This is a genomic window from Gardnerella vaginalis ATCC 14018 = JCM 11026 (assembly GCF_001042655.1).
GTDB classification, from domain to species: domain Bacteria; phylum Actinomycetota; class Actinomycetes; order Actinomycetales; family Bifidobacteriaceae; genus Bifidobacterium; species Bifidobacterium vaginale.
In genome coordinates this window covers 284,615-307,138 of sequence record NZ_AP012332.1, presented here as the reverse complement: position 1 = coordinate 307,138, position 22,524 = coordinate 284,615, and the positions used below count along the sequence as shown (strand labels likewise).

At 43.3% G+C, this 22,524-nt stretch carries 18 protein-coding genes and 1 pseudogene; 4 read left to right on the top strand and 15 right to left on the bottom strand.

Annotation, left to right across the window (positions count from 1 at the left end; all coding sequences use genetic code 11):
* Positions 1-23 precede the first annotated feature (23 nt).
* Positions 24-1,178 carry a substrate-binding domain-containing protein gene (locus GAVG_RS01145; protein ID WP_004117014.1) on the bottom strand — a complete coding sequence of 385 codons (1,155 nt, stop codon included), beginning with the start codon at positions 1,176-1,178 and terminating at the stop codon, positions 24-26.
* A 271-nt stretch (positions 1,179-1,449) separates the two neighbouring features.
* Between GAVG_RS01145 and GAVG_RS01140 the strand changes: the two are divergent.
* Positions 1,450-2,628, top strand: a pseudogene (locus tag GAVG_RS01140) (ROK family protein).
* A 55-nt stretch (positions 2,629-2,683) separates the two neighbouring features.
* Entirely contained in the window at positions 2,684-3,523 is an 840-nt protein-coding gene (locus GAVG_RS01135) for an ATP-binding cassette domain-containing protein (protein ID WP_004112032.1), read from the top strand.
* Positions 3,524-3,866: 343 nt separating this feature from the next.
* On the opposite strand, the gene GAVG_RS01130 is transcribed toward GAVG_RS01135, so the two are convergent.
* Positions 3,867-5,081: a hypothetical protein gene (locus tag GAVG_RS01130; RefSeq protein ID WP_009993941.1), complete on the bottom strand. Its 1,215-nt coding sequence runs from the start codon at positions 5,079-5,081 to the stop codon at positions 3,867-3,869.
* Between the two features lie 671 nt (positions 5,082-5,752).
* Positions 5,753-6,745 carry a biotin--[acetyl-CoA-carboxylase] ligase gene (locus tag GAVG_RS01125; protein WP_009993942.1) on the bottom strand — a complete coding sequence of 331 codons (993 nt, stop codon included), beginning with the start codon at positions 6,743-6,745 and terminating at the stop codon, positions 5,753-5,755.
* A gap of 109 nt (positions 6,746-6,854) precedes the next feature.
* On the opposite strand from GAVG_RS01125, the gene GAVG_RS01120 reads away from it, so the two are divergent.
* Complete coding sequence (locus GAVG_RS01120; protein WP_029600566.1) at positions 6,855-8,993, top strand: DUF6020 family protein; 2,139 nt, start codon at positions 6,855-6,857, stop codon at positions 8,991-8,993.
* Positions 8,990-10,279 (top strand): helix-turn-helix domain-containing protein, encoded by a 1,290-nt coding sequence (locus GAVG_RS07245; protein WP_009993943.1) that lies wholly within the window; start codon positions 8,990-8,992, stop codon positions 10,277-10,279. The genes GAVG_RS01120 and GAVG_RS07245 overlap by 4 nt, the downstream gene beginning before the upstream one ends.
* A gap of 87 nt (positions 10,280-10,366) precedes the next feature.
* On the opposite strand, the gene rplA is transcribed toward GAVG_RS07245, so the two are convergent.
* From rplA to GAVG_RS01055, 12 genes are all read right to left on the bottom strand, one after another.
* Entirely contained in the window at positions 10,367-11,062 is a 696-nt protein-coding gene (gene rplA, locus GAVG_RS01110) for a 50S ribosomal protein L1 (RefSeq protein ID WP_004112012.1), read from the bottom strand.
* 15 nt (positions 11,063-11,077) lie between these two features.
* A complete protein-coding gene (gene rplK, locus GAVG_RS01105) occupies positions 11,078-11,509 on the bottom strand; it encodes a 50S ribosomal protein L11 (RefSeq protein WP_004112010.1) in 432 nt (143 codons plus the stop codon).
* 296 nt (positions 11,510-11,805) lie between these two features.
* Positions 11,806-12,189 carry a 50S ribosomal protein L7/L12 gene (gene rplL, locus GAVG_RS01100; protein WP_004112006.1) on the bottom strand — a complete coding sequence of 128 codons (384 nt, stop codon included), beginning with the start codon at positions 12,187-12,189 and terminating at the stop codon, positions 11,806-11,808.
* A gap of 95 nt (positions 12,190-12,284) precedes the next feature.
* Complete coding sequence (gene rplJ / locus GAVG_RS01095) at positions 12,285-12,806, bottom strand: 50S ribosomal protein L10 (protein ID WP_004112001.1); 522 nt, start codon at positions 12,804-12,806, stop codon at positions 12,285-12,287.
* 447 nt (positions 12,807-13,253) lie between these two features.
* Complete coding sequence (locus GAVG_RS01090; RefSeq protein ID WP_004118365.1) at positions 13,254-14,648, bottom strand: NCS2 family permease; 1,395 nt, start codon at positions 14,646-14,648, stop codon at positions 13,254-13,256.
* 293 nt (positions 14,649-14,941) lie between these two features.
* Entirely contained in the window at positions 14,942-15,721 is a 780-nt protein-coding gene (gene pstB, locus GAVG_RS01085) for a phosphate ABC transporter ATP-binding protein PstB (RefSeq protein ID WP_004111995.1), read from the bottom strand.
* Positions 15,722-15,750: 29 nt separating this feature from the next.
* On the bottom strand, positions 15,751-16,758 hold the full coding sequence (gene pstA, locus GAVG_RS01080) for a phosphate ABC transporter permease PstA (RefSeq protein WP_004111993.1): 1,008 nt from the start codon (positions 16,756-16,758) through the stop codon (positions 15,751-15,753).
* A complete protein-coding gene (gene pstC / locus GAVG_RS01075) occupies positions 16,755-17,741 on the bottom strand; it encodes a phosphate ABC transporter permease subunit PstC (protein ID WP_004115907.1) in 987 nt (328 codons plus the stop codon). Before pstC ends, pstA begins: the two co-directional genes overlap by 4 nt.
* 82 nt (positions 17,742-17,823) lie before the next feature.
* Positions 17,824-19,005, bottom strand: a complete 1,182-nt coding sequence (pstS, locus tag GAVG_RS01070; RefSeq protein WP_009993784.1) for a phosphate ABC transporter substrate-binding protein PstS — start codon at positions 19,003-19,005, stop codon at positions 17,824-17,826.
* 283 nt (positions 19,006-19,288) lie between these two features.
* On the bottom strand, positions 19,289-19,990 hold the full coding sequence (gene mtnN / locus GAVG_RS01065; RefSeq protein WP_004111987.1) for a 5'-methylthioadenosine/S-adenosylhomocysteine nucleosidase: 702 nt from the start codon (positions 19,988-19,990) through the stop codon (positions 19,289-19,291).
* A gap of 8 nt (positions 19,991-19,998) precedes the next feature.
* On the bottom strand, positions 19,999-20,475 hold the full coding sequence (locus tag GAVG_RS01060) for a hypothetical protein (protein WP_009993787.1): 477 nt from the start codon (positions 20,473-20,475) through the stop codon (positions 19,999-20,001).
* A gap of 763 nt (positions 20,476-21,238) precedes the next feature.
* Positions 21,239-22,498, bottom strand: coding sequence for a 3-deoxy-7-phosphoheptulonate synthase (locus GAVG_RS01055; protein WP_009993789.1), 1,260 nt, complete (start codon positions 22,496-22,498; stop codon positions 21,239-21,241).
* Positions 22,499-22,524 lie beyond the last annotated feature (26 nt).

Sequence of the window (22,524 nt, the reverse complement as noted above, 5' to 3'; positions counted from 1 at the left end):
TAGTTCAAATTGATAGTTAATTTTTAATGTACTAACTTATCAAAGCGTTCTTGTGTTATATAACCATCTTTCACTAAGTCAGTAAGATTATCCTTAGTAATATCTTGTGGATTTAGCAATTTAGAAGGAACGTCTATCTTGTTATTATTGAACTTTCCGTTAATACCAGACACCTTCTTGCCTTTAGCAATTTCCAATACCATCTGATAAACGGCTTCAGCAAGCTTATTGACATTCTTAAATACTGTCTGACTCTGCTTTCCACGTGCAATTGAAGATACAGCTGACTCCATAGCATCCTGTCCAGTTATAATTGGCCAATTATCTGTACCTGGCTTTAAATCTGGACGCTTAGATTCAATTGCGTTAATAACACCAGTCGAAATACCATCATAAGGGCTTAATATTGCATGTAGTGGCTGACCTTTAGCATATGCAGAATCAATAATTGATTCCATATCCTTTTGAGCCTGTTCAGCTTTCCACCCTTGAACAGAAATCTTCTGCCAATCTTGAACCTTAAAGTCTTTATTCACGCCACCACCATGATTAGATGGGGAAACTAAGGCACCAGATTTAAAGTATGGTTGCAGCAAATCCCATGCACCCTTAAAGAAGTACTTAGCATTGTTATCATCTGGAGAACCAGTGAAAAGCTCAATATTGAATGGTCCCTTTGCACCATTCTTAAGACCCAACTTATCAATAATATAATTTGCTTCAAGAATACCAGTCTGCTCAAGCTGGAATGTTGCATAATAGTCAACAGCCTTTGTATTCATAATCAATCGATCGTAGGCAATTACTTTAGCTCCAGCATCATGAGCCTTCTCTACTGCAGGTCCTACAGCACTACCATCCTTTGCAGCAACAACAACAACCTTAGCGCCGTTGTTAATCATATTTTCAATATCTGCATTTTGCTGAGCTGGTTTATCGTCTGCAAAGTTCAATATAACTTTATATCCAGCATCTTCTAGCTTCTTCTTTAGGTTATTACCGTCTTTATTCCAACGTTCCTCCGACTTTGTTGGCATAGAGACACCAATGGTGGCACCTTTTTCAATTCCTTGACTTACGTTTTTGGATGCACCACCTCTTGAACCTGAACAGGCTGATAAACCAGCAACTACAGCAATACCTACAAATAAAGCGATTGCTTTTTTACCTATGTTCATCGACGCTCCTTTGCATCAAAAGGTTATTTGATATAGACAGCTACAACGCTATCTAGTTTTTTATTATAAACTATTGTGTTAAGTTGTCAAACACATAAATCAAATTTTTCTATTTTTTTGTTTAATATATAAATTTAACACAATTCTTAACGTACATGAATCAACTACTTGTACCAATTATTTAATATAAATTCAGTTAATTTAACCAATAAAGAACAAAAGTATCAAATCAACGAATGACAATTCTTTAAAATACAGATATGCTTATATTATGTCGCATTTATTCGGATCCCAAACTTCATTGCGAGAAGCTAATCGATCTGCATTACTTTCTTACATACGCAGATTTGGTGCAATTACGCAAATAGAGCTTGCTGAAGCGACAGGATTATCAACTGCAACCGTATCAACTCTTGTAAGACAACTTGTAAAAGAAGGGCGGTTGTACACAGAAAACACAATACATAACGGAAGAAGAGCAACACTCGTAGCTTTAGCTCGTAGAAAAGGAATAAGCGCAGGACTAAAAATTAGTAGACACTCTCTAGATCTAATTTTTATTGACTACGAACTTAACATAATCGCGGAACGAACATTACTATTACCAAAACAACATATTCCAGATGTAACTCTCGAGCGAGCAACATTACTCATAAATGAAACTTTATCCAACATAAACGCATCTGCAAAAGAACTAATAGCAATAGGCGTATCTATAACAGCACCAATAGATAAACGTACAAAAACAATAGCAATACCTGGCATTATGCCACATTGGAACAATTTCGACATTATTTCGTATTTACAATCAATTTTTAATATTCCAGTTACTTGAGATAACGATGCAAACTGTTGCGCAGTATGGGAATCAAGAGCAGGATCTGTTACAAAAACCACAGATTTCATATACATAAATACCGATGACGGAGCTGGTGCCTCCATAATGGCAGATGGGAAAATATGGCGCGGCGTAACTGGAATGGCAGGCGAAATAGGGCATATTCAAGTTGATCCACTCGGAAGCATTTGCGCATGCGGAAACCGTGGATGCCTTAATACTTTTATAAATGAAGAACGAATCACATCGTTATTAAGAGTTACCCATGGAGATCTAACTGTAGAAGATCTTGTACGTTTAGCAAATGAAGGAGACCCAGGATGCAGACGTATCATAGCTGATACTGCAATACGAATAGGAACAGTAGCAGCAGAACTATGCACATCAGTAGACCCTGAAATTGTAGTTATAGGAGGACTCCTAGTGCAAAGTGGATCAGTTTTCGTCGATGCTTTTAGAGAGTCATTGCACCGCTTACTATTCCCTGATGTTTTAACTCCTATACAAGTTGTGGTTGCATCAAATCTTACTAATTGTTCTGCACTAGGAGCAGCACTAGAAGGAATTGATGCTGCAGAAAAAATACATCACAAAACATCTCAACACCTATAGAAATAGGTTGTAATATCGATTGCAATATGATTAGCAATATCAACAAGGAGACGTAATGTACGGACAAAATCCACTCCTACAGCTAAAAGATATTAGCGTAAACTTTGGCTTTACCGAAGCGCTTAAATCAATAACACTCGATATTTATAGCAAAGAAATAGTGGCAATTGTTGGAGACAATGGCGTCGGAAAATCCACTCTTATTAAAACAATATCTGGTTTGATCCAACCAACAAAAGGAAGAATGATCTTTGAAGATAAAGAAGTGAATTTGCACTCCATACGAGAAGCAAATGATCTTGGAATAGCAACAGTTTTTCAAGGACAAGAATTTTGCGATAATTTGGACGTTACATCAAATCTATTCTTAGGCAAAGAGATGCGAAATAAATCATGTCATACACTCAATAAAGATGCAATGGCGTGTGAAGCCCGAAAGGCATTACAAGAACTAACATGTGCCATAAGAATACATACTCCAATACGATTACTATCAAGTGGACAACGTCAAACTGTCGCATTGGCACGAATGCTACTATCGGATCCAAAACTCATACTATTAGACGAACCTACAGCTTCATTATCTTTAACACAAACAGCTGAAACCCTATCTTATATGAAACGCCTACGATCACAGGGTCGCACAATTATATTGGTATGCCATAATCTTCCAGACGTATTTGCAGTGGCAACTAGGATAGTTGTACTAAGACAAGGAAAAATCGTTGGAAATCATGATGTTAGTGAAACAAATTATGTCCAAATAATCAGAGAAATGACGGGAATAGAGGATGAGGAAGACGATACAATATCTTCATCAATAATAGACAACATAAATGAGAATCAAAAACTAAGTCATAAAAGAAATGCGCTTATTAGTAGAAGTGCAAAATAAGCTATCAAGGTCAAAACATAAGAGCCTATTCCCGCGTTTGTTTACCAAAACACCAAATCTGACTACAAAACACGCACAAACACGAGCGAGAATAAACAAAAACAAAAAAATGCTTCCGGTTTTGAAAGCCCCTAGTAGCAAACAAAACCGAAAGCAACAACACTCAACACCCAAAACCCAACAAGCCAAACGAATCAACACTGGGAAGAAAAGAAAAACAATAGCAAACCAATGTTAAAACAATAAAACCAAAGAGAATCGGGAATAAACCAGTGTGATGCTTCCCTACAAAACACCACACCAGTCGTTGAGCGCAAACCCTAAATAAGGTGGTAAATAATGCTTAGTGACGCATCTTGCGAACAGCAGCACCCATACCAGCAAGCATAGAAGCAGCCAAAGCAGTCAAAGCAACACCAACACCAGCATTACCAAGCTTCTCGCCAGACTTACCATGACCACCCTTAGCAGCAAGCTCACCCTTAGCAGCAGCCTTACCAGCAGCAGCCTTACCAGCCTCCTGCTGAGCAGCCTTACCAAGCTTGCCACTAGCAGCATCATTCATAGCCTTAGCAGCACCTGGAACATCCTCAAAATTAGGAGCCAAAGGATCAGAAGTCACAACAGCAGGAAGAACAGCAGGGTTCACTCCCAAACGAACTGCATCATTATAAGCAGCCTTGTACTTAGTCAAAGCAGCATTATACTTAGCAGTAGAAGCAACAGCCTTAGCCTTAGCCTCATCATAATCCTTAGTAGCCTTAGCAGTCTCAGCAACAGCAAAATCAACCTTAGCCTGAGCACGAGCTACAGCATCAGTAAGACGCTGAGCCAAAGCAGAATCATTCTTAGCAGAAACCTTGTAAGCTTCCAAAGCATCCTGAGCAGCCTTCAAAGCCTTCTGAGCAGCTTCCTGAGCAGCTACCTTACCAGCCAAAGTAGCCTTAGCCTTCTCATACTCAGCATAATCCTTAGTATAAGCAGCAAAAGCATCATCAAGATGCAACTTAGCAGTCTTAACAGCCTCAACAGCCTCAGCCTTCTTCTGATCATCAGATGGAGCAGCCTTTGGTTCTGGAGCCTTAGCATAAGCCTGCTCGGCAGCAAGATAAGCAGTAGCCTTAACATTCTTATCCTGCTCAGCAGCAGTCTTAGCAGCCTTAGCATCAACATCAGCGTTGTAAGCATTTACATACTTTTCAGCAGCTTCTTTTTCCTTTACCTTTGCGGCATCGGTAGTAGTTACCTTAAGATGACCATTATCCTCTTCAATCTTCACGCTACCATCATTAGCATCAGCTGGCTTAGCACCAACAGTCTGCAAAGCAGCAGCAGCCTTAGTGGCAGCTTCATCAGCAGCCTTCTCAGCTGCAACAGCTGCCTCATAATTAGCACGAGCGGTATCTAATTCTTTCTTCAAATCAGCCTTAGACTTCTTAACTTCCTGAGACTGAGTATTTGCACCGCCATCAGCAGCGAATGCTGGGGTTGCCATTGCGAAGCCAGCAAGCAAAGTTGCGCCAGCAGCGAAAGCGGCGATAGCCTTCTTATTCATCATTTTAATTTCCTTTCTTCTTCTCCTCCACGTAAAACACGCGAAGAGAAATTTTAAACATCCAACAACATTTCCGAAACATTGTGGATAACCACCATCTAGAGCATCTAGCTAGCAGCTGTTATTAACATACCCCCCCCCCGTTTAAAAAAGTCAAGAGGCAACCACACAAAACAAACAGAAAAAAATAATGTTACACACAAACTAATCCACAATAAAAACTATTTTCACCATAATATTTGCGGATTAACACTAATAAAACCGTAAAAATACATTATTTCAAGGTTTTTAAAGAATTTTCCCAGACTTTTCTCAGGAAACTACTCAGACAAGAACACTAACACTATAAAACCATTGAAAAATCAACATTCCACACAACCCACACACGCAACACGCCGACATCCCACCACTCTTCACTCTGCCTATCTCTTATCCCGAGATTGTTTACGTATTTGGCAATTTTGAAAACAAACGCAAAATCATTTTCCCGAGAATGTTGCTCAAAATGGCGTGTCGAACTACAAAGTCGGGAAGATTTTCCCGAAAATGTTGCTTAAAACCACAAAATCAACAACAAAATGCGGAAAGTTTTCCCGAGTTTGTAGCTGATTCACGGCGTGTCAAACTACAAAAAGCGCAAATGTCCTTCGCGCAGTCTAAGCGCGCGAATGCACCTAGATTCGCACAGCACAAACATCACCAGTACGAACAGTTATTATCTGCCCAGAATCCTTACGCACTTGAATAGAAGCATCACGCATAAGATTTTGAGCAACTCCTTCTACACTAGTAAAACTTTTTGCACCAACATCATAAGCATCAGCGTGATTAGAATCGTCAACTCCAGCATCAATCCCCAAACCGTCATCATTCGGCGCGCGAACAATCACCTTGCGCCCCAACGTCCAACATGCTTCGCTCGCTTCTTTAAGCAGATCCAAAGAGTATTCATTCGTATTCTTTACAAACTTCCCCAACCTAATCCTAAGATTTTCCACCAATCGCGCGGCTATATTATCCCCAAGCTCAGCAAAATCTGGCAGATTATCGTAATGCATTTTAAGCGAAGTTGCTTCCTCGATTGGAAGTGACTGCTTATCCATAAAAAGATTTAAACCAATCCCGAAAATAACTCCAATATTAGAATCGGCAATATCGCCAGCAACCGTTTTTGGAGTCAAAACAATCTCCGTTAAAACTCCACCTTCTTTACAGTCACCAATAAAAATATCATTAGGCCATTTAAGACTGATTTTGCTATAATCTGGCAATTCCCCATTTTCAATCTGCGCAGAGCCAAACTCTTTTAGCGCGCCAATAATCGAATCTCGCGCAGCAAGACCAGCAATTATAGGCAGCCAACCATTGTAACTTGGATTCTTAACAATGCTACTTGGCAAAATCGTGGCAAAAGAAGCTAGTAAACTTTCGAATGGCTTACTAACCCATTTTCTACACAATCTTCCTTTGCCAGCTGTCTGATGGCAAGCAGCAACAACATAAATCGCAGGCAATTCGTCTTGTCTTTTTATAAAACAGATATTGTTGCAATCATCAGTACACCCATCAGCGAGAATTTTGCGTGCATAATTCTGTGTTGAATCAATAACGTCAAAATAAACAAAACCGTCTGCAACATTTTTAGTGCGTTCAAAAAAATTACTCATACAGAAATTATAGAAATTTTAATATAATTTAAAAAGATTGTGCAACAGGTATAATTTACACAAGTACTTTACACACATTATTTATAGGATTAAAAATCAGTGGGTCACTATGAAATTCATTAAAAATGACTATGCGAGCGCAAAAACAGTCGCAGAACCTACTGATACTTGCAATGCAAAACCAGATACTAAAAACGATATAAAACCAGATACGAAATCTGAAATGAAAATCGATCCAAAAACAAGCACATCAAAAACAAGCTTGACAAAAACATCAATATTTAATCTCGTAAGTCAGCTTGCGACTCAAGCACTAATACTATTTACTTGCATATGGCTCGCTCTTTGCACAAGCTTAGGCGTGATTTACCGCAATCAGGGATCTTTAACCGATTTTAATTGGGTTAACGCACTTATTTTTGCAGCAGTATTCTGCGTTTATTACGCTATTTTAAGATCCATCATTCATTTTGGGAAAAATAACAAAAACGACAAAATACTAAAAATACTAAAAATCACAACTTACAAAATCACAAAACCACTTTTTCACCCATTTAGAAGCATCGCCGCTAAAAAGCCTAAGATAATTTTTTCAATAAAACGTACTCTAAAATGGTGTTTTTACCATTCAACTTGTAGAAAACGAAACATTTTCCTAACACTGATTATCGGCTGGCTGTGGGCACCAATAACACTTCTAGCAGCTTATGGAGCCGATATTTGCTCACAAATCCGAGAATACAGCTGGACATGGAACCAAATAACTGGCATAAAACAACCATACATTGGATTCTTTAGCTTTGTTCCAGCAGACATCTACCCAACAGCACACTATCTTTGGCCAGCAAAACCTACGTATTTAAGCGACCAACACAACATTGTTTTAACATTAATTTACGGTGCCGTAGCAGCAGTATCGCGGTATTTTACCGAATCAAACGATGCTGGAATCATACTACTTGCAATTATGCAATTCATTCTTGCAGCATGGTGTTGTGCCGCCACAGCGAACCGATTCTTAAACACACCGTGGGCTAAATCTAAAACAAGCGGAACGCAAGCTGCTTTGCCAACACCAATCTTCTTCCGCGCAGCCGTAATAATCATATTTTTATTCAGTCCACTTGTAGTTTTTTCAACAATCGCACTAACAAAATCACCATTATTCGCATTTGCATTCGTATGGTGGTTTGGGATATCTTACGAACTACACTGCACAATACAAAACACAAAAATTTCACGCAAACATACGATTCTTGAACTGATAATAAGCGTATGCATTATGCTAATCGCAGCAAAATATGCGTGGTATATTCTTGTAATTCAATTTGTACTTCTAATGTTTTACAGCATAAAACGTTGGAAAATATGGGTTTTATGCATTCTGCTCCCAACAATTCTTATACACGGAGCCATAATAATAGCCATATCTAGCGGAGCCATAATAAATGGAGATCCTATTGAAAGCCGCGGAGTACAACTTCAGCAAATAGCCAGAATCGCAAAACTAGATCCAAAAAGTATACCTCATAAAGCAGCACGAGAAATTGCGCCAATTTTTAATCTCAACCAAACCGCTGAAGCATACACACCTCAAGACGCAGATCCTGTAAAATCTTCTGGCTTACAGTCTAAAAAAGTGAGCTACCGTTGGCGTTACATTACAAAAGACGACATGAAAAAGTTTAACTACGCATGGTGGCTTATGGTTAAACACAGTCCAATTGTTGCAACGGACGCATTCTTAGCCAAATCCTACGGTTATTTTGACATTCTAGACATCCCTTATGTTGGACCAGAATACTACATAAATACTGACAACATAAAAAACTCAGAGTGGATACGCTACTGGCTACCGGAATGGCGTGCAGGTGTTTCAAATACTGTTGAATCGTGGAGTAATACGCCGATTTTAGGTTGGCTGATTCACGGAAACCTGTATGTTGTTGGCACACTGCTTATCGGAGTTGCAGAAATCGTTCTTAAACGTTGGAAAACACTCGTTTTGCATATTCCTCTTGCGCTGTTAATGGGAGTAATGGTGCTGGCTCCTGCAAACAATTTTGAACGACATATGCTCCCTATTACGTTCGTATTCTTCTTTACGGCTCTAACATTTTTAAGAGAGTCTAAATTGCTTGGCAGAGATAATATTATAGATATAACGTCAAATACAAAAATAGAAAATACTTCACAGTTGCCACAGTTGCCAAAATTAAATATAGAAACGATTGGAGGTGACAAATGAACAACGAACTTTACGATAGCGCGGTTGCTGGCGACTCTACTGCTGACACAACCAGCAAGCTTTATGACGTAGACTATAGTACTACTAGCAACATCACAGAAGATGTTGATTTTCTAACAATTCTTACAGGAATATTGCCAAACGGAAACAATATTTATAATAGGAACTCAAACGAAGCTAAGGAAAAATCGCAAGCAACCAGCGATGAAAAAGCCGAAGAAGCTCAAGACCAAAACCAAACAGAAACACATAAAAAACATCATCTTTTATGGCGCAGAAAACAATCAAACGAAACTACAGAAAAAGCTACTAGCACAACACCACAATTTACGCCACTGCCATGCGCGCCAAAAAACGAAGACACAAGTGGAATATTTGACAATCGAGACGGAAAAATCTTCGACTCAGCAACACGCCTGCGACTACACACAATAATTGGAGCGTGCCTGATGAATGGCATTGCAGACAGCCGCGTAAGCGCACTAATGCACCTCTTACAATGGCAAGAAAATACGCGGCTCCTAGCAATAGCTGGTACATACGAAACACTCGATATAAACGAAGACAGTCCAACACGAAAAACAACAACTCACGCGCCGCAGAACAACACAGACACTTTACGACGAACCATATGGACGCAACTTGGCGCATGTGGAGCATACGATGCGATAGTAGACCGCGTTCAAAAAGACGCAATTACATCTAGAACAAAAACATGGAAAATAGCCGCAAAACCTCAAGCAAAAGAAAACGATGAATTTCCCGCCCCGTCACACATAATCATACTAGCTTTAAAAGAAAACCCAAGCCAAGACGCGCTAAACAAACTTTGCGAAGTATTTACAAAATCAGGTAAGCCAATTTGCATAAGCGAAATTGCAGTCGGCGCACAAGAAATATGCGAAGAAATCACAGCAACTCTAGCAGCGCTTGCTGTTGCGCCATCTGTAACACATTTGCCACAAATAATACGCTGCGACGACGTGCTGCCAGAGCGCGCGCTTATAGGCGACGAAACTGCCGTAGAAACCTTATATACTAAGGTGTATCAGAGCTTGGCACCATACAACCCAGACGACCCGACTTTGCAAACAGTCGACGCTTTCTTGCGATTTGGCGGCGCACTAGACCAAACTTCACACAACCTTAATGTGCACCCAAACACAATACGATATCGACTGCGCAAAGTTGCACAAACAACAGGCTGGGACGCCACCGACCCTAGAGAAGCATACGTTTTACAAACTGCTATTACGATTGGGCGCATCCGCGATTCTGCGCGCTAAAGCAAAAAGCGCCGAAAACAACGCATTCTATAAAAGAACACACTATTTTCAGCGCTAATAAAATTACTCAGCTATGCTTGGCTAAAATCACGCAGCAATGCTTGCAATATCCACTGGAACACCAGGAGCCATCGTAGAGGTAATCGTTACCTTAGTAATGTAACGACCCTTGATGGTAGTAGGCTTCAAGCGGCGAATCTCATCGGCAACAGCCTTGAAGTTCTCTTCAAGAGCCTTCTCGTCGAAGGAAAGCTTGCCAAAGAGGAAGGAAAGATTGCCCTGACGATCAACGCGGAACTCAATCTTACCACCCTTAATATCGGCAACAGCCTTTGCAACATCCATTGTAACGGTGCCAGTCTTAGGATTTGGCATCAAGCTACGAGGACCAAGCACACGACCAAGGCGACCAACCTTGCCCATCATGTCTGGGGTTGCAACAACGGCATCAAAGTCAAGGAAGCCACCGGCAACCTTCTCGATAAGCTCGTCATCACCAACGATGTCTGCGCCAGCTTCTTGAGCCTCAGTAGCCTTTGGACCACGAGCAAACACCAAAACCTTAGCGGTTTTACCAGTGCCATTAGGCAAGTTCACAACGCCACGAACCAACTGATCCGCCTTGCGAGGATCCACATTAAGGCGCATAACAGCCTCAGCAGACTCGTCGAAAGCGTGCTTTGGCATGCTCTTAAGCAAAGCAATAGCCTCAGCTGGGGTGTAAAGGTTGTTGCGGTCAATCTTCTCAGCCGCTTCACGATACTTCTTAGAACGCTTCACCATTTTTTCCACTCACTTTCAGTCGGTAACGGTAATACCCATCGAGCGAGCAGTGCCCGCGATAATCTTCATACCAGCTTCAACATCTCGTGCAGAAAGATCTGGCATCTTGATTTCGGCGATTTCGCGCACCTGAGCCTTAGTCACAGAGCCAACCTTGTGGGTCAATGGGTTCTCGGTGCCCTTAGGAATGCCAGCAGCCTTAAGCAACAAAGCAGCAGCTGGTGGAGTCTTAAGAATAAATGTAAAGGAACGATCTTCGTAAACAGTAATCTCTACTGGGACGATCTGACCCATCTTGTCCTTCGTCTGGTCGTTATAGGCCTTGCAGAAGTCCATGATGTTTACGCCGTGGGAGCCTAAAGCAGGACCCAGTGGTGGGGCTGGATTTGCTTTACCAGCCTGAATCTCGAGCTTAATAAGCGCAGAGACTTTCTTTTTTGGAGCCATAATATGGTTCTTCTTTCTTTTGAAGCGGTTCATTCGGCGCCCTAAAACGTTGATTTTAAGCCGTTTTAAGGATCCTCCCGCAACTTATATTGCTGTGCTGTGCTAGCGGATTACTCCTCCAGTCACAAGCTTTCCTATTATGCCACTTTGCCGCGACGATTTTGGAAACAAAAGCAAAAACGGCAAGGAATCCGTAAAACCACGAAAACCTTGCCGCATTCAAAACGCATCCGCGACTAATGCACTAGCAAATTGCACCAGCAACCAGCCGCCTGCGTTAACAAAAGAGCCTAGAACTACTTAAGTTCAACAGTTGCGCCGGCTTCTTCGAGAGCAGCCTTAGCCTTGTCGGCATCTTCCTTCTTAGCCTTCTCGAGGACTGGCTTTGGAGCATTGTCAACAATGTCCTTAGCTTCCTTCAAGCCGAGGCCAGTCAAAGCCTTAACAGCCTTGATGACGGCAACCTTCTGAGCACCTGCAGAAGCGAGGACAACGTCAAACTCGTCCTTCTCTTCCTCAGCAGCGCCAGCGGCAGCGGCTGGAGCAGCAGCAACAGCAGCTACAGGAGCAGCAGCCTCAACATCGAACTTCTCTTCAAAGGCCTTGACGAACTCAGAAAGCTCGACGAGGGTCATTTCACCGAAAGCTTCAAGAAGCTCTTCGCTAGTGAGCTTAGCCATAATGGCTTCCTTTCTTACTTGGCCAGACACACCTTGTGCCTTAGAGCCATAACATTTTTATTATTTTTGGTCTCATGCAGCAAGCTGCAAGGGAATCAAGCGGCCTTTTCCTGCTTCTCGCGCAAAGCGTCGATAGTACGCACTGCCTTGGTTGGCAAAGCGTTGAACAAGTAGGCGGCCTTGGACATGGTGCCCTTGAGCGCGCCAGCCATCTCGGAAAGCAATTCTGGGCGAGACTTGAGGTCTGCCAGCTGCTTGGCGCCTTCGGCATCGTAAACGGTTCCATCTGCGAAACCGCCCTTGATGACGAGGGTCTTATTCTCTTTGGCAAAATCACGCAAGGTCTTAGCAGCCTCAATGAAATCGCCCTTTACAAAGGTGATTGCAGTTGGGCCAGCAAGAAGCTCATCAAGACCTTCAATGCCCGCTTCCTTAGCGGCAATGCGAGCAAGCGTGTTCTTAGCCACAGAGTAGGAAGTATCGCGGCCTAGCTTTTCGCGCAGAGAAGAAATCTGCGGAACTGTAAGCCCGCGGTACTCGGTAAGGTAGACAGCGTCGGCGTTACGGAACAAATCCGTAAGCTCTGCAACTACCGCTTCCTTTTCGGGCCTCTTCATGGCGTTCCTTCCTAAATTGGCCGTCGGAATGGAAATAACATATCAAAAAAGCCCTGCGCACGGCAGAGCATCCAAAAAACACATAGTGTTAAAAAGTTTGTGAAAAATCGCAAATAAATTGCAACAATCACTGCTCAACCTGTGCTGGCATGACACATCATTTTCAGGAATCTTACGACTCCACCAACGGTCTGTGGTTTACGTTGGGCAAGTTTAATACCCACACGCGACAATGTCAATATTTTTCGCAAACTTTATAATTTATTTTTATTTAAGATTATTTAAGAGCGTACTCAACACGCGCGGTTGCTGGCGACTTATCCCAAACTAACGCGGAAAAGTCGAAAGCAACCGTACGCACCAAATACGCTCTTAAAATAATTAATTAAATTAATATCTAACTAATATCTAACTAATATCTAACTTAACTAATACAAACTAACAGATTTACAAAACTGCGTTAGCAACAAAATCAAGAATGAACAAAAGCGAAACAATCCAAAGCATTGGATGAACGTCTTTAGCACGCTTCTTGCAAGTCATAACTAAGCAATACATGATAAATCCAGCGGCGATGCCGTAAGAAATCGAGTAAGAGAACGCCATAAACACAGCGGCGAAGAACGCAGGAATAGCTTCAGAAATATCATCCCAAGCAATCTCCTTCAACGAGCTTGCCATCATGCAACCTACAACTACAAGCACGCCAGCCGTAGCAGCAGCAGGAACAGCGCTAGCCAAAGGCGCAAGCACAATCGAAAGTGCAAAGCACACAGAAACAACTACAGAAGTCAAACCAGTGCGACCACCAGCACCAATACCAGCAGCAGACTCAACGTAAGTAGTGGTGTTAGAAGTACCGCAAATTGCGCCAACCGAAGTTGCAATCGAATCAGCAAACAGCGCGCGATCCATCTTGGAGCTAAAGCCAGATCCGTTTTCCAAAGCCTTCTCATCTGCCTCAGAGAAAATGCCAGTTCTGCGGCCAGTACCAATAAACGTGCCAAGAGTGTCGAAAGTATCCGACATAGAGAAGGCGAAAATAGTTACCAAAACAAGCGGAATGCGTGCTGGATTAGAGAAGAGAGCAGGGAAACCTTGCGGACCAAAAATAGCACCAAAGGTGGTTGGAAGCTGAGCAAAAGCATCTGTAACAGAAACAGCGTTATTTAACGAAGTCAAGCTAAGCGGAATACCAATCAAAGAGGTTGCAATAATCGTAATAAGCAAGCTTGCGCGAACCTTAAGAACAGTAAGAACAATAGCCAAAACAAGTCCAATAAGGAATAGCCACAAAACAGGATTGTTAATAACTGCAAGACCTGGAATAGCAGCGGTTGGCTTACTCTTAGCAGCGGCAGCAGGATCCTTGGAAGTAAAGGTTATTAAGCCAACGCTCATAATGCCTACGTATGCAACGAATAAACCAATGCCACCACCAATCGCGTGTTGCAACGAAGTTGGGATGGCGCGAATAATCATCTTACGAATCTTAGTAACGGTAATAATAATGTTAATTAAACCGCACAAGAACACCATACACATGGCTTCTTGCCACGTAAAATGCAAGCCAAAGCAAACTGTGTATGTGAAGAATGCGTTAAGACCCATGCCAGCAGCTTGAGCGTAAGGCACATTGGCAAACAAGCCCATAACAAGCGTGCCAATAATTGCTGCGATGATTGTAGCGAGGAAAACGCCACCCTTAGGCATGCCAGTTTGGCTTAAAATCATTGGGTTTACGACGATAATATACGACATTGCAAAGAATGTAGTGAGACCTGCAGTGATCTCCGTTGATACATTCGTGCCGTTTTCTTTGAGATGGAAGAACTTTTCCATAAACTCTCTGTTCCTTGGTTTTACAGCGCAAAAGACCATAAAAAGCGCGGCGAGAGCACTTGAGCAATCGCGGACGCAATTACATTTGGGCATTCACGCAGAGGTTACTGCGACTCGCTCGACGCACAAAGCAAAAGCCGAATAAACACGCTAGAAAACTCACGAAATTTGAAACGACTTATAGAACTTTGAACAACCGAACAGGTTCGACCTTACGCGCACGTGCTGACCAAAGAAAATCATGTAAAGAACCATGCAAAGAAAACGTGTAGCGAATCGCACGAATGCAAAAATCACCCAAAGCGGCCAGAAATGTAGCGTTCCGCCTCCGTATTGCGCGGATTGTTGAACATGGTGGTAGTATCTGCAAAATACTCAAGATGCCCTGGTTTTCCAACCGCCTTAAGGTTAAAGAACGCAGTGTAGTCGGCAACGCGCGCTGCCTGCTGCATGTTGTGCGTTACAATCACAATCGTGTAATCGCGCTTAAGCTCGTTAATCAAATCTTCTACAGCAAGAGTAGAAATCGGGTCAAGAGCAGAACAAGGCTCGTCCATAAGAAGCACTTGCGGATGCACAGCCACAGCTCGCGCAATACAAAGTCGTTGCTGCTGGCCGCCAGAAAGCCCGATTCCTGGCTTATCTAGTCTATCTTTAACTTCGTTCCACAAATTCGCGCCGCGCAAAGCCCACTCAACTAGGTCGTCGGCATCTTGCTTTGAAATATGGCGATTATTTAAGCGAACTCCTGCAAGAACGTTTTCTCGAATAGACATTGTTGGGAAAGGATTTGGACGCTGAAACACCATTCCAACATCTCGGCGAACTGCCACAGGATCCACATCTTTGCCATACAAATCACGGCCTTCAAGCAACACCTGACCTTCCACGCGAGCGCCTGGAGTAATCTCGTGCATGCGGTCTAAAGTGCGCAAAACCGTTGATTTTCCACATCCCGAAGGCCCAATAAAAGCCGTAACCTTGTTTGGCTCAATGCTTATGTTAACGTCTTCTACTGCTAGAAAATCACCATAGTAAATGTTCAAATGCTTAACATCAATGCGCTGACCCATTTGCGCCTCACTTTCTAAAATCCTTCGTCTTACTTTGCTTTTACTGAAAACACGCGCGCCACAACTCGCCCAACAATATTCAGCAGCAAAACAATCACAATCAAGGCAAGGGCCGCTGCCCATGCTCGCTCCATTGGAATCGTAGTAACGCACGAAGATGGCGCGTTAGCTGGGCAATTCGCCGAAAGCTTTGAATACTCTTGGTAAACGTACACTGGCAAAGTGGTCATTTGCCCGTCAAAAAGATTGAAATTCGTGGATGCAATAAACCCAGCTGCCATTAAAAGCGGAGCCGTCTCTCCAACCACGCGTGCAACCGCAAGAATGCAGCCAGAAACAATGCCAGGCAAGGCGGTTCGCAACACAATTTTTGTAATCATGCGCTGCTTTGTAACGCCTAGAGCCAGCGCCGCTTCTCTTAAATCGTTCGGCACAATTTTTAGCATTTCTTGACACGACTTAACAACAGTCGGAAGCATAAGCAGCGAAAGCGCAACCGACCCTTCAAAACCGTTGATTGTTCCAGGACCCACAAAAATCGTAAAGCTAGAAAACGCAAACAAGCCAGCCACAATCGAAGGTATTCCGCTCATAACGTCTACAACAAGATTAATCAACGTAGCTAAGCGACTTCCTCGCGCATACTCAATCAAATACACGGAGCACATAATTCCAATCGGAATCGAAATCAGCATTGCGCCAAAAGTAATCTCCAAAGTTCCAATAATGGCGTGCAAAATACCGCCGTAACCACCTGTGCCAGTAGCAGCGCCACCAACCACATACGTCATATTATGCGTTAAAAAGTCAAGGTTTAGTCGCTTAATGCCGTTTACAATAGTCGTAAAAAGCAAAGAAAGAAGCGGAATTAGAGCAACTACAAAAGACAGGAAGATTAGCACGCGCATAAACGCGTCTTTTCGCTTACGACTTGCGATTCTAGAACGCGTTGGACGGAACTTGTTAAAGTCGATTTTTGGAGATTCGCTGCTTGCGCTAACAGAGCCAGCTTGTAACGATTCTGAATTTTGCATCATGCACTCGCCTTTCCCGTGATTTTGCGAGCAATAAGGTTTACAGCGAATGAAATAACAAACAGCACCAAACCTGTAGCAATAAGCGCACTAACACCCAATCCGTTGGCTTCTGGGTATTGCGCTGCTATGTTTGCTGCAATCGTCTGGTTTTGTGAAGCTTGCAAAATGTTGAATTTAAAGGTGAATCCTGGAGACAAAATCATAAGAACTGCCATTGTCTCGCCAAGCGCGCGACCAAGACCAAGCATAGACGCGGAAACAATTCCCGACTTTGCAAACGGCAAAACCGCTAGCTTTATCATCTCCCACTTTGTGGCACCAAGAGCGAGCGCGCCTTCTTGCTGCAATCGCGGAGCTTGCTGGAAAATGTCTCGCGCCATAGAAGTTATAATCGGCAAAATCATAACAGCAAGAACAACACTAACGGTTGCAGCACTACGCGAAGGACTTGCCGCAGGACCTGCAAAAAGCGGAATCCAGCCAAAAATGTGCGAGATAAACTTCCAGAATGGGTATATGGATGGAACTAGCACCAATCCGCCCCAAAGACCGTAGATTACGGACGGAATCGCAGCAAGCAAGTCGACTACACCACTTAAAAGCGGCACCATTTTTGGCGGAGCATAGTGGCTTATAAACAGCGCGATTCCAATCGAAACAAAGAATGCAAGGAGCAGAGCGAGCGCAGACATAAGAACAGTTCCAAAAACCATTGGCGCTACGTAGCTTAGGAAATCGTGCGCTTTGCCTCCCGTAAAGTCTAAAAATACTTGACTTACTTGGCTTTTGTTTGCGCCTACAATCGGCAACGCTTGAAACAGCAAGAACAACGCCACAGCTGTAAGCACCATTAAAATCAGCAATCCGCATAAAAGCGCTACGCTTTTGAACAAGCGGTCTGCAAAACCACCTGCAAAACCACCTGCAAAATGGCCACTTTTGTGCGCATCTTTACTGATTTCAGTTCTTTGTTTAGAACTCACTCATGCTCCTTTTGTAGTCATTATATAAATGCTATCAGCAGCAATATATTGACTACTCTAAAATCTTGGCAAATTACTATTTTTACTTGCCTATCGACTGAATCGACTTGTTAATCCTGCCCATAAGCTTTTCTGGCAAAGGCGCAGTTCCAGCAGCACCTTGAGCCGCAGCCTGGCCATCTTTGCTGGTAACGTAGCTAAGCCAAGACTTTGCAAATCGTGCAGTTGCAGCATCTTTGTAAGCGCCGCACACAATATCGTAAGAAACTAGCACAATAGGATAAGCGCCTTTTTCTTCCGTTTTGTGGTTTATTTTAACAACAACGCGGTGCTTTGATTTTGCTGCAGCATCTTCGTCAACCTTTGAATCGTTAATGGTTATAGAGCCACCTTCTGGGCTAATCTCGTTGTAAGAATCTCCCACTTTTACTGCCACAGTTCCAAGCTTTCCAACTTGCGAGAAGTCCGCGTATCCAATCGCTCCGTCTGCCATGCGGATTGTGGAAACAACGCCAGACGTGCCTTTTGCGCCCTGACCCACGCTATTTGGCCAATTTTCGCTAAGATTGTAGGACCAATCGCTTGGCGCAACGTCTTTTATGTAGCTTAAGAAGTTCTGCGTTGTGCCAGACTTATCGGACCTGTGAACAACTGTAATCGGCTTATCTGGTAGCTTTAGCTTTGGATTTTGCGATTTAATCGCATCATCATTCCAACGCGTAATCTTGCCGTCGAAGATTTTTGCGATTGTAGAAGCATCCATATTTATGTGTTTTCCAGCATCCGAAATGCCTTTTAGATTAAAGATTACTGCGATTGGAGAAACGTATACTGGAACGTCGAAAGCCGTAGTGCCATTAGCGCAAACCGACTTTGACTTTTCTAACTCGTCGTCGCTTAGCGATTTATCGGACCCAGCCCACGCTGTGGCTCCCGTCATAAACGTTGTAACTCCTGCACCCGAGCCAGTTGGATTATATGCGATTTTTGCGCCAGGATTTTTTGATTGGAATCCTGCAATCCACGCTTCTACAGCAACCTGCTGGGAAGATGCACCCGAACCTTGGAAGTTTCCTACGATTTTTGCGCTAGTATTTGCGGACGATTGCGAATTACTTGCAGGAACATTATCTCCACAAGCTGCAAAGCTCACTAAAGTTGCGGACGCTAGCAATCCTGCTGTAATCGCGCGAATGTTCAAATTTGTGTTCAACTTGATTGATTTATTTTTTACTGCATTATTTTTTACTGCATTTTTACGCATATTCTTCATTCCTTTCAAGAAGAATTGCCATCATGCCAGCCAATCTGCGTTTCTCGTATAACCTACCGCAAATTTTCCTCTTAAACTATTTAAACTAATGTCTAAAACTGGCATCTTTTATTTCTTATTACCTTTTTTCTTCTATTAACGATGCCAATCATAAGAGGGGGGTAAAAACCTTGCCGCCAAAATCTGATTGCACTCAGAAAATGGCGGCATTTAGCGCTACTCGCCTTTTGTTTGGCGATGCAGCACGTCGGCGACCACATCGGCGTGTTGAATTCTACAAATTCCTAACAATATTTACCGTCATTTTTGCAGCTGTATCCGCGTATTCGGATATGTCGAAAGTGTGGAACTCCTCGTATTTTGTGTCTGCATTATCGCTCATTGCGCGCACAACTAACGCTGGAACGTCGTTTCTTGCAGCAACGTGAAGAATCGCAGCGCCTTCCATTTCTACAGCATCCGCTTGAGTCGCCTCAATCACTTCCGCCACTTTTTCGGGCGTGTCTACAAAATATCCGCCAGAGGCGATTGTTCCCAAAATGTGGTTAATGCCCATCTTTGTTAAAACGCTGTCTGCAGTTTTAAGAAGATAATCGTCTGAATGATATTCGTTTGTAAACGGCTTCCACTGATTAATCATGCGCATGTCGGTGTCTAAATATTTTAATGTTTTTCCAAGAACAACATCATTCGTATGCAAATTTTTATTGAGATTTCCCGCAATTCCCGAAAAGATTACGGCCTGCGGCTTGTACGTATCAATTAAATACTGTGCAGTTGCAGCGGCATTTACAAGTCCCATTCCGCCAACTGTTGCAGCAACTTCGATTTTTCCGCCATCTTCGCATTCAAGCACGCCACAAGATACATCTAAGCTGGCTGCCTTATTATGCTTAACATTGCTAAGAGAACCGGCAATGTGAGTAACTTCTTCTTCCATAGCGCCAATAATGGCGATTTTTGTAAACTTAGGCATTCGTCAAATCATCCTTTTATCTTGTGCATTGAATTGCGTTTAATCAAAAATACGCTTACACAACACATAATAACAAAAGATGCGGTTGCAATTTTTAGCAAGGCGCTGCACGTAAATTCAAACCAAGGATTTGTGGAGGGAACATTCAAAAAACCCATGATTGAATCGTGGAACGCAATAAACACAAAGAAAGACGCTATTAGCAAAACGCAAATCGTAGAGCCAACAACAAGACGACATCCGCGCACAAAAACGCAAAGTACAATCAATGTAATAAACGGAACAATAACGCTAAGCCATAGTGCGGAACAGGTAACAACAGTGTAGCCTTTGCTGTGAGTGCCGCGATACCACGCAAACGCCAGAAGAAATGCGCCAGCAAGCAGAAGCGCAAAAATCGCGTATCGCGCGATCGTCAGGGCGCGGCTTGAAACGTTTTTATCTTGGTGAAGATTGTTACGATCGGGGGCTGGCGATTCGCACATTTTGCACACCTTTGTTCAGAAATGCTGCATATTTGAGGATTTATTGTAATAGTTTGTAACTAAAAAAAAACACGGCGTGTCGTGTCGTTCGCGCAAGCTGGGTAGAGATTCGAGATTTTTCGCAGCGAATGAAGCGTATCGCTCGCGCGTTACAGCGCGCTCACGTCTTCGCTTGCGTTGAAAGCACACTGTGCTTTCAACTTTGAGCAAGCTCAGCGAATCGAAGTGCATTCGCGCGCTACGCTTTAAGCGCTCATGTAAGTCGATTCGCAGTCCTCCGATGGTGATTCGCTGAAGCAGCAAGAAAAATCGAGAATCTCAGGCGACTAGCGATACGCAATTGTTCAAGCATGCAAGAGGGCTGGGTGATTCTTGGTCGAACAGTATAAGAGCGGCAGCCGATACCAAATAATCCAATGGCACACGCCTACAAACAAACTTAAACGAAAAACAAAATCAAAGCCAAATCGGAACAACCGCAACAACAGACAACACGTAAGAGGCGGAGCGTTGTGCGAATCGACGACTTCGAGCTGCATAGCGCGCGAGAAGTCACCTCGATTCGCTGAGCCGCTTAAATGTAAAGTCCAGTGGACTTTACATGTGGCGAAGACGTAAGCGCGGCTAATCCGCGCGAGCGCAGAATTAGCCAGCCCTCCTACAACACCAAGCAAGGAAATATAGGAAATCGCACAACATTTTCGGGAAAATCTTCCCGACTTTGTAGCTCGACACGCCGATTAAAGCAACATTTTCGGCAAAATCAAGACTTAATTCGGCGAGAAGAAACAGACTGCGCAAGCGTGTTAAGCAATCGCTCAGTATCTTCCCAAGAAATGCATCGATCCGTAATCGACTTTCCGTACTCAAGCTCACTCAAAGGCGCAGGATCTTGGTTTCCGCCTTGCAAGAAGCTCTCCATCATAACGCCTTTAATGCCTTTTTCGCCATGTGCAAGACGATCCGCAATATCTCGCACGACTTGAATCTGGCGATTCTCATCTTTGCCCGAATTTCCGTGCGAGCAATCGATTACAACGCCATTAGACGCCACGCAATCCGCGCCGAGCCTCAAACGAACCGATGCAACAGCAGCTGCAACAGAAGCCGCATCGTAGTTTGGACCCTTGCTAGAGCCACGCAAAACAACATGACAATCAGGGTTTCCAAGTGTTTGTACAGCGCAAGCGCGTCCAAGATGGTCGATTCCAAAGAAAGTGTGATGCTGACTAGCTGCCAAACATCCATTGACGGCGGCTGTAACAGAGCCATCCGTTGCATTCTTAAATCCGACTGGCATAGAAAGACCGCTAGCAAGCTGGCGATGAATCTGCGATTCCGTATTGCGTGCGCCAATCGCCCCCCAGCTAACAGCATCCGCAATAAACTGCGGGCTAGTCGGCTCCAAAAACTCGGTTGCTGCAGCCAAACCAGCGTCCAAAACGCCAAGAAGCGTGCGACGCGCCAAAAGCAAACCCTTGTGAATATCGTGTGTGCCGTCAATATCGGGGTCGTTAATCAAGCCCTTCCAGCCAACTGTTGTGCGCGGCTTTTCAAAGTAAACGCGCATAACAATCAAAAGTTCACCTTCGAGCTTTGCGCGCAAATCAGCCAAACGAGACGCGTAGTCAAGAGCTGCCTTAGGATCATGCACAGAACACGGTCCAACAATAACAAGAAGGCGGTCGTCATCTCCATTAAGGCATCTGCGGATTTCATCGCGTGACTCAGCAACAATATCTTGCGCATACGGAGAAAGTGGCAACTCACCAAGCACTTGTGCAGGAGTGGGAAGCGGCTCCAACTCCAACACGCGACGGTTAATTATACGATCTACTCCAACCTGGTCTTCCCAGCGCTCGAATTTAGATGAATCGAGTGGATTTTTCCCTTCTTCAACAGCTTTTTTAACAGCACGAGCATCCGAGTGATTTAAGGCATTGCTGTTAAACGATTTACAATTAAGATCACTTGTACTAGGCTCAATACCACTAATATCGCTGCTATTAATATCCAACTCCATAATCACCGCCAATCTTAAGCACAAAA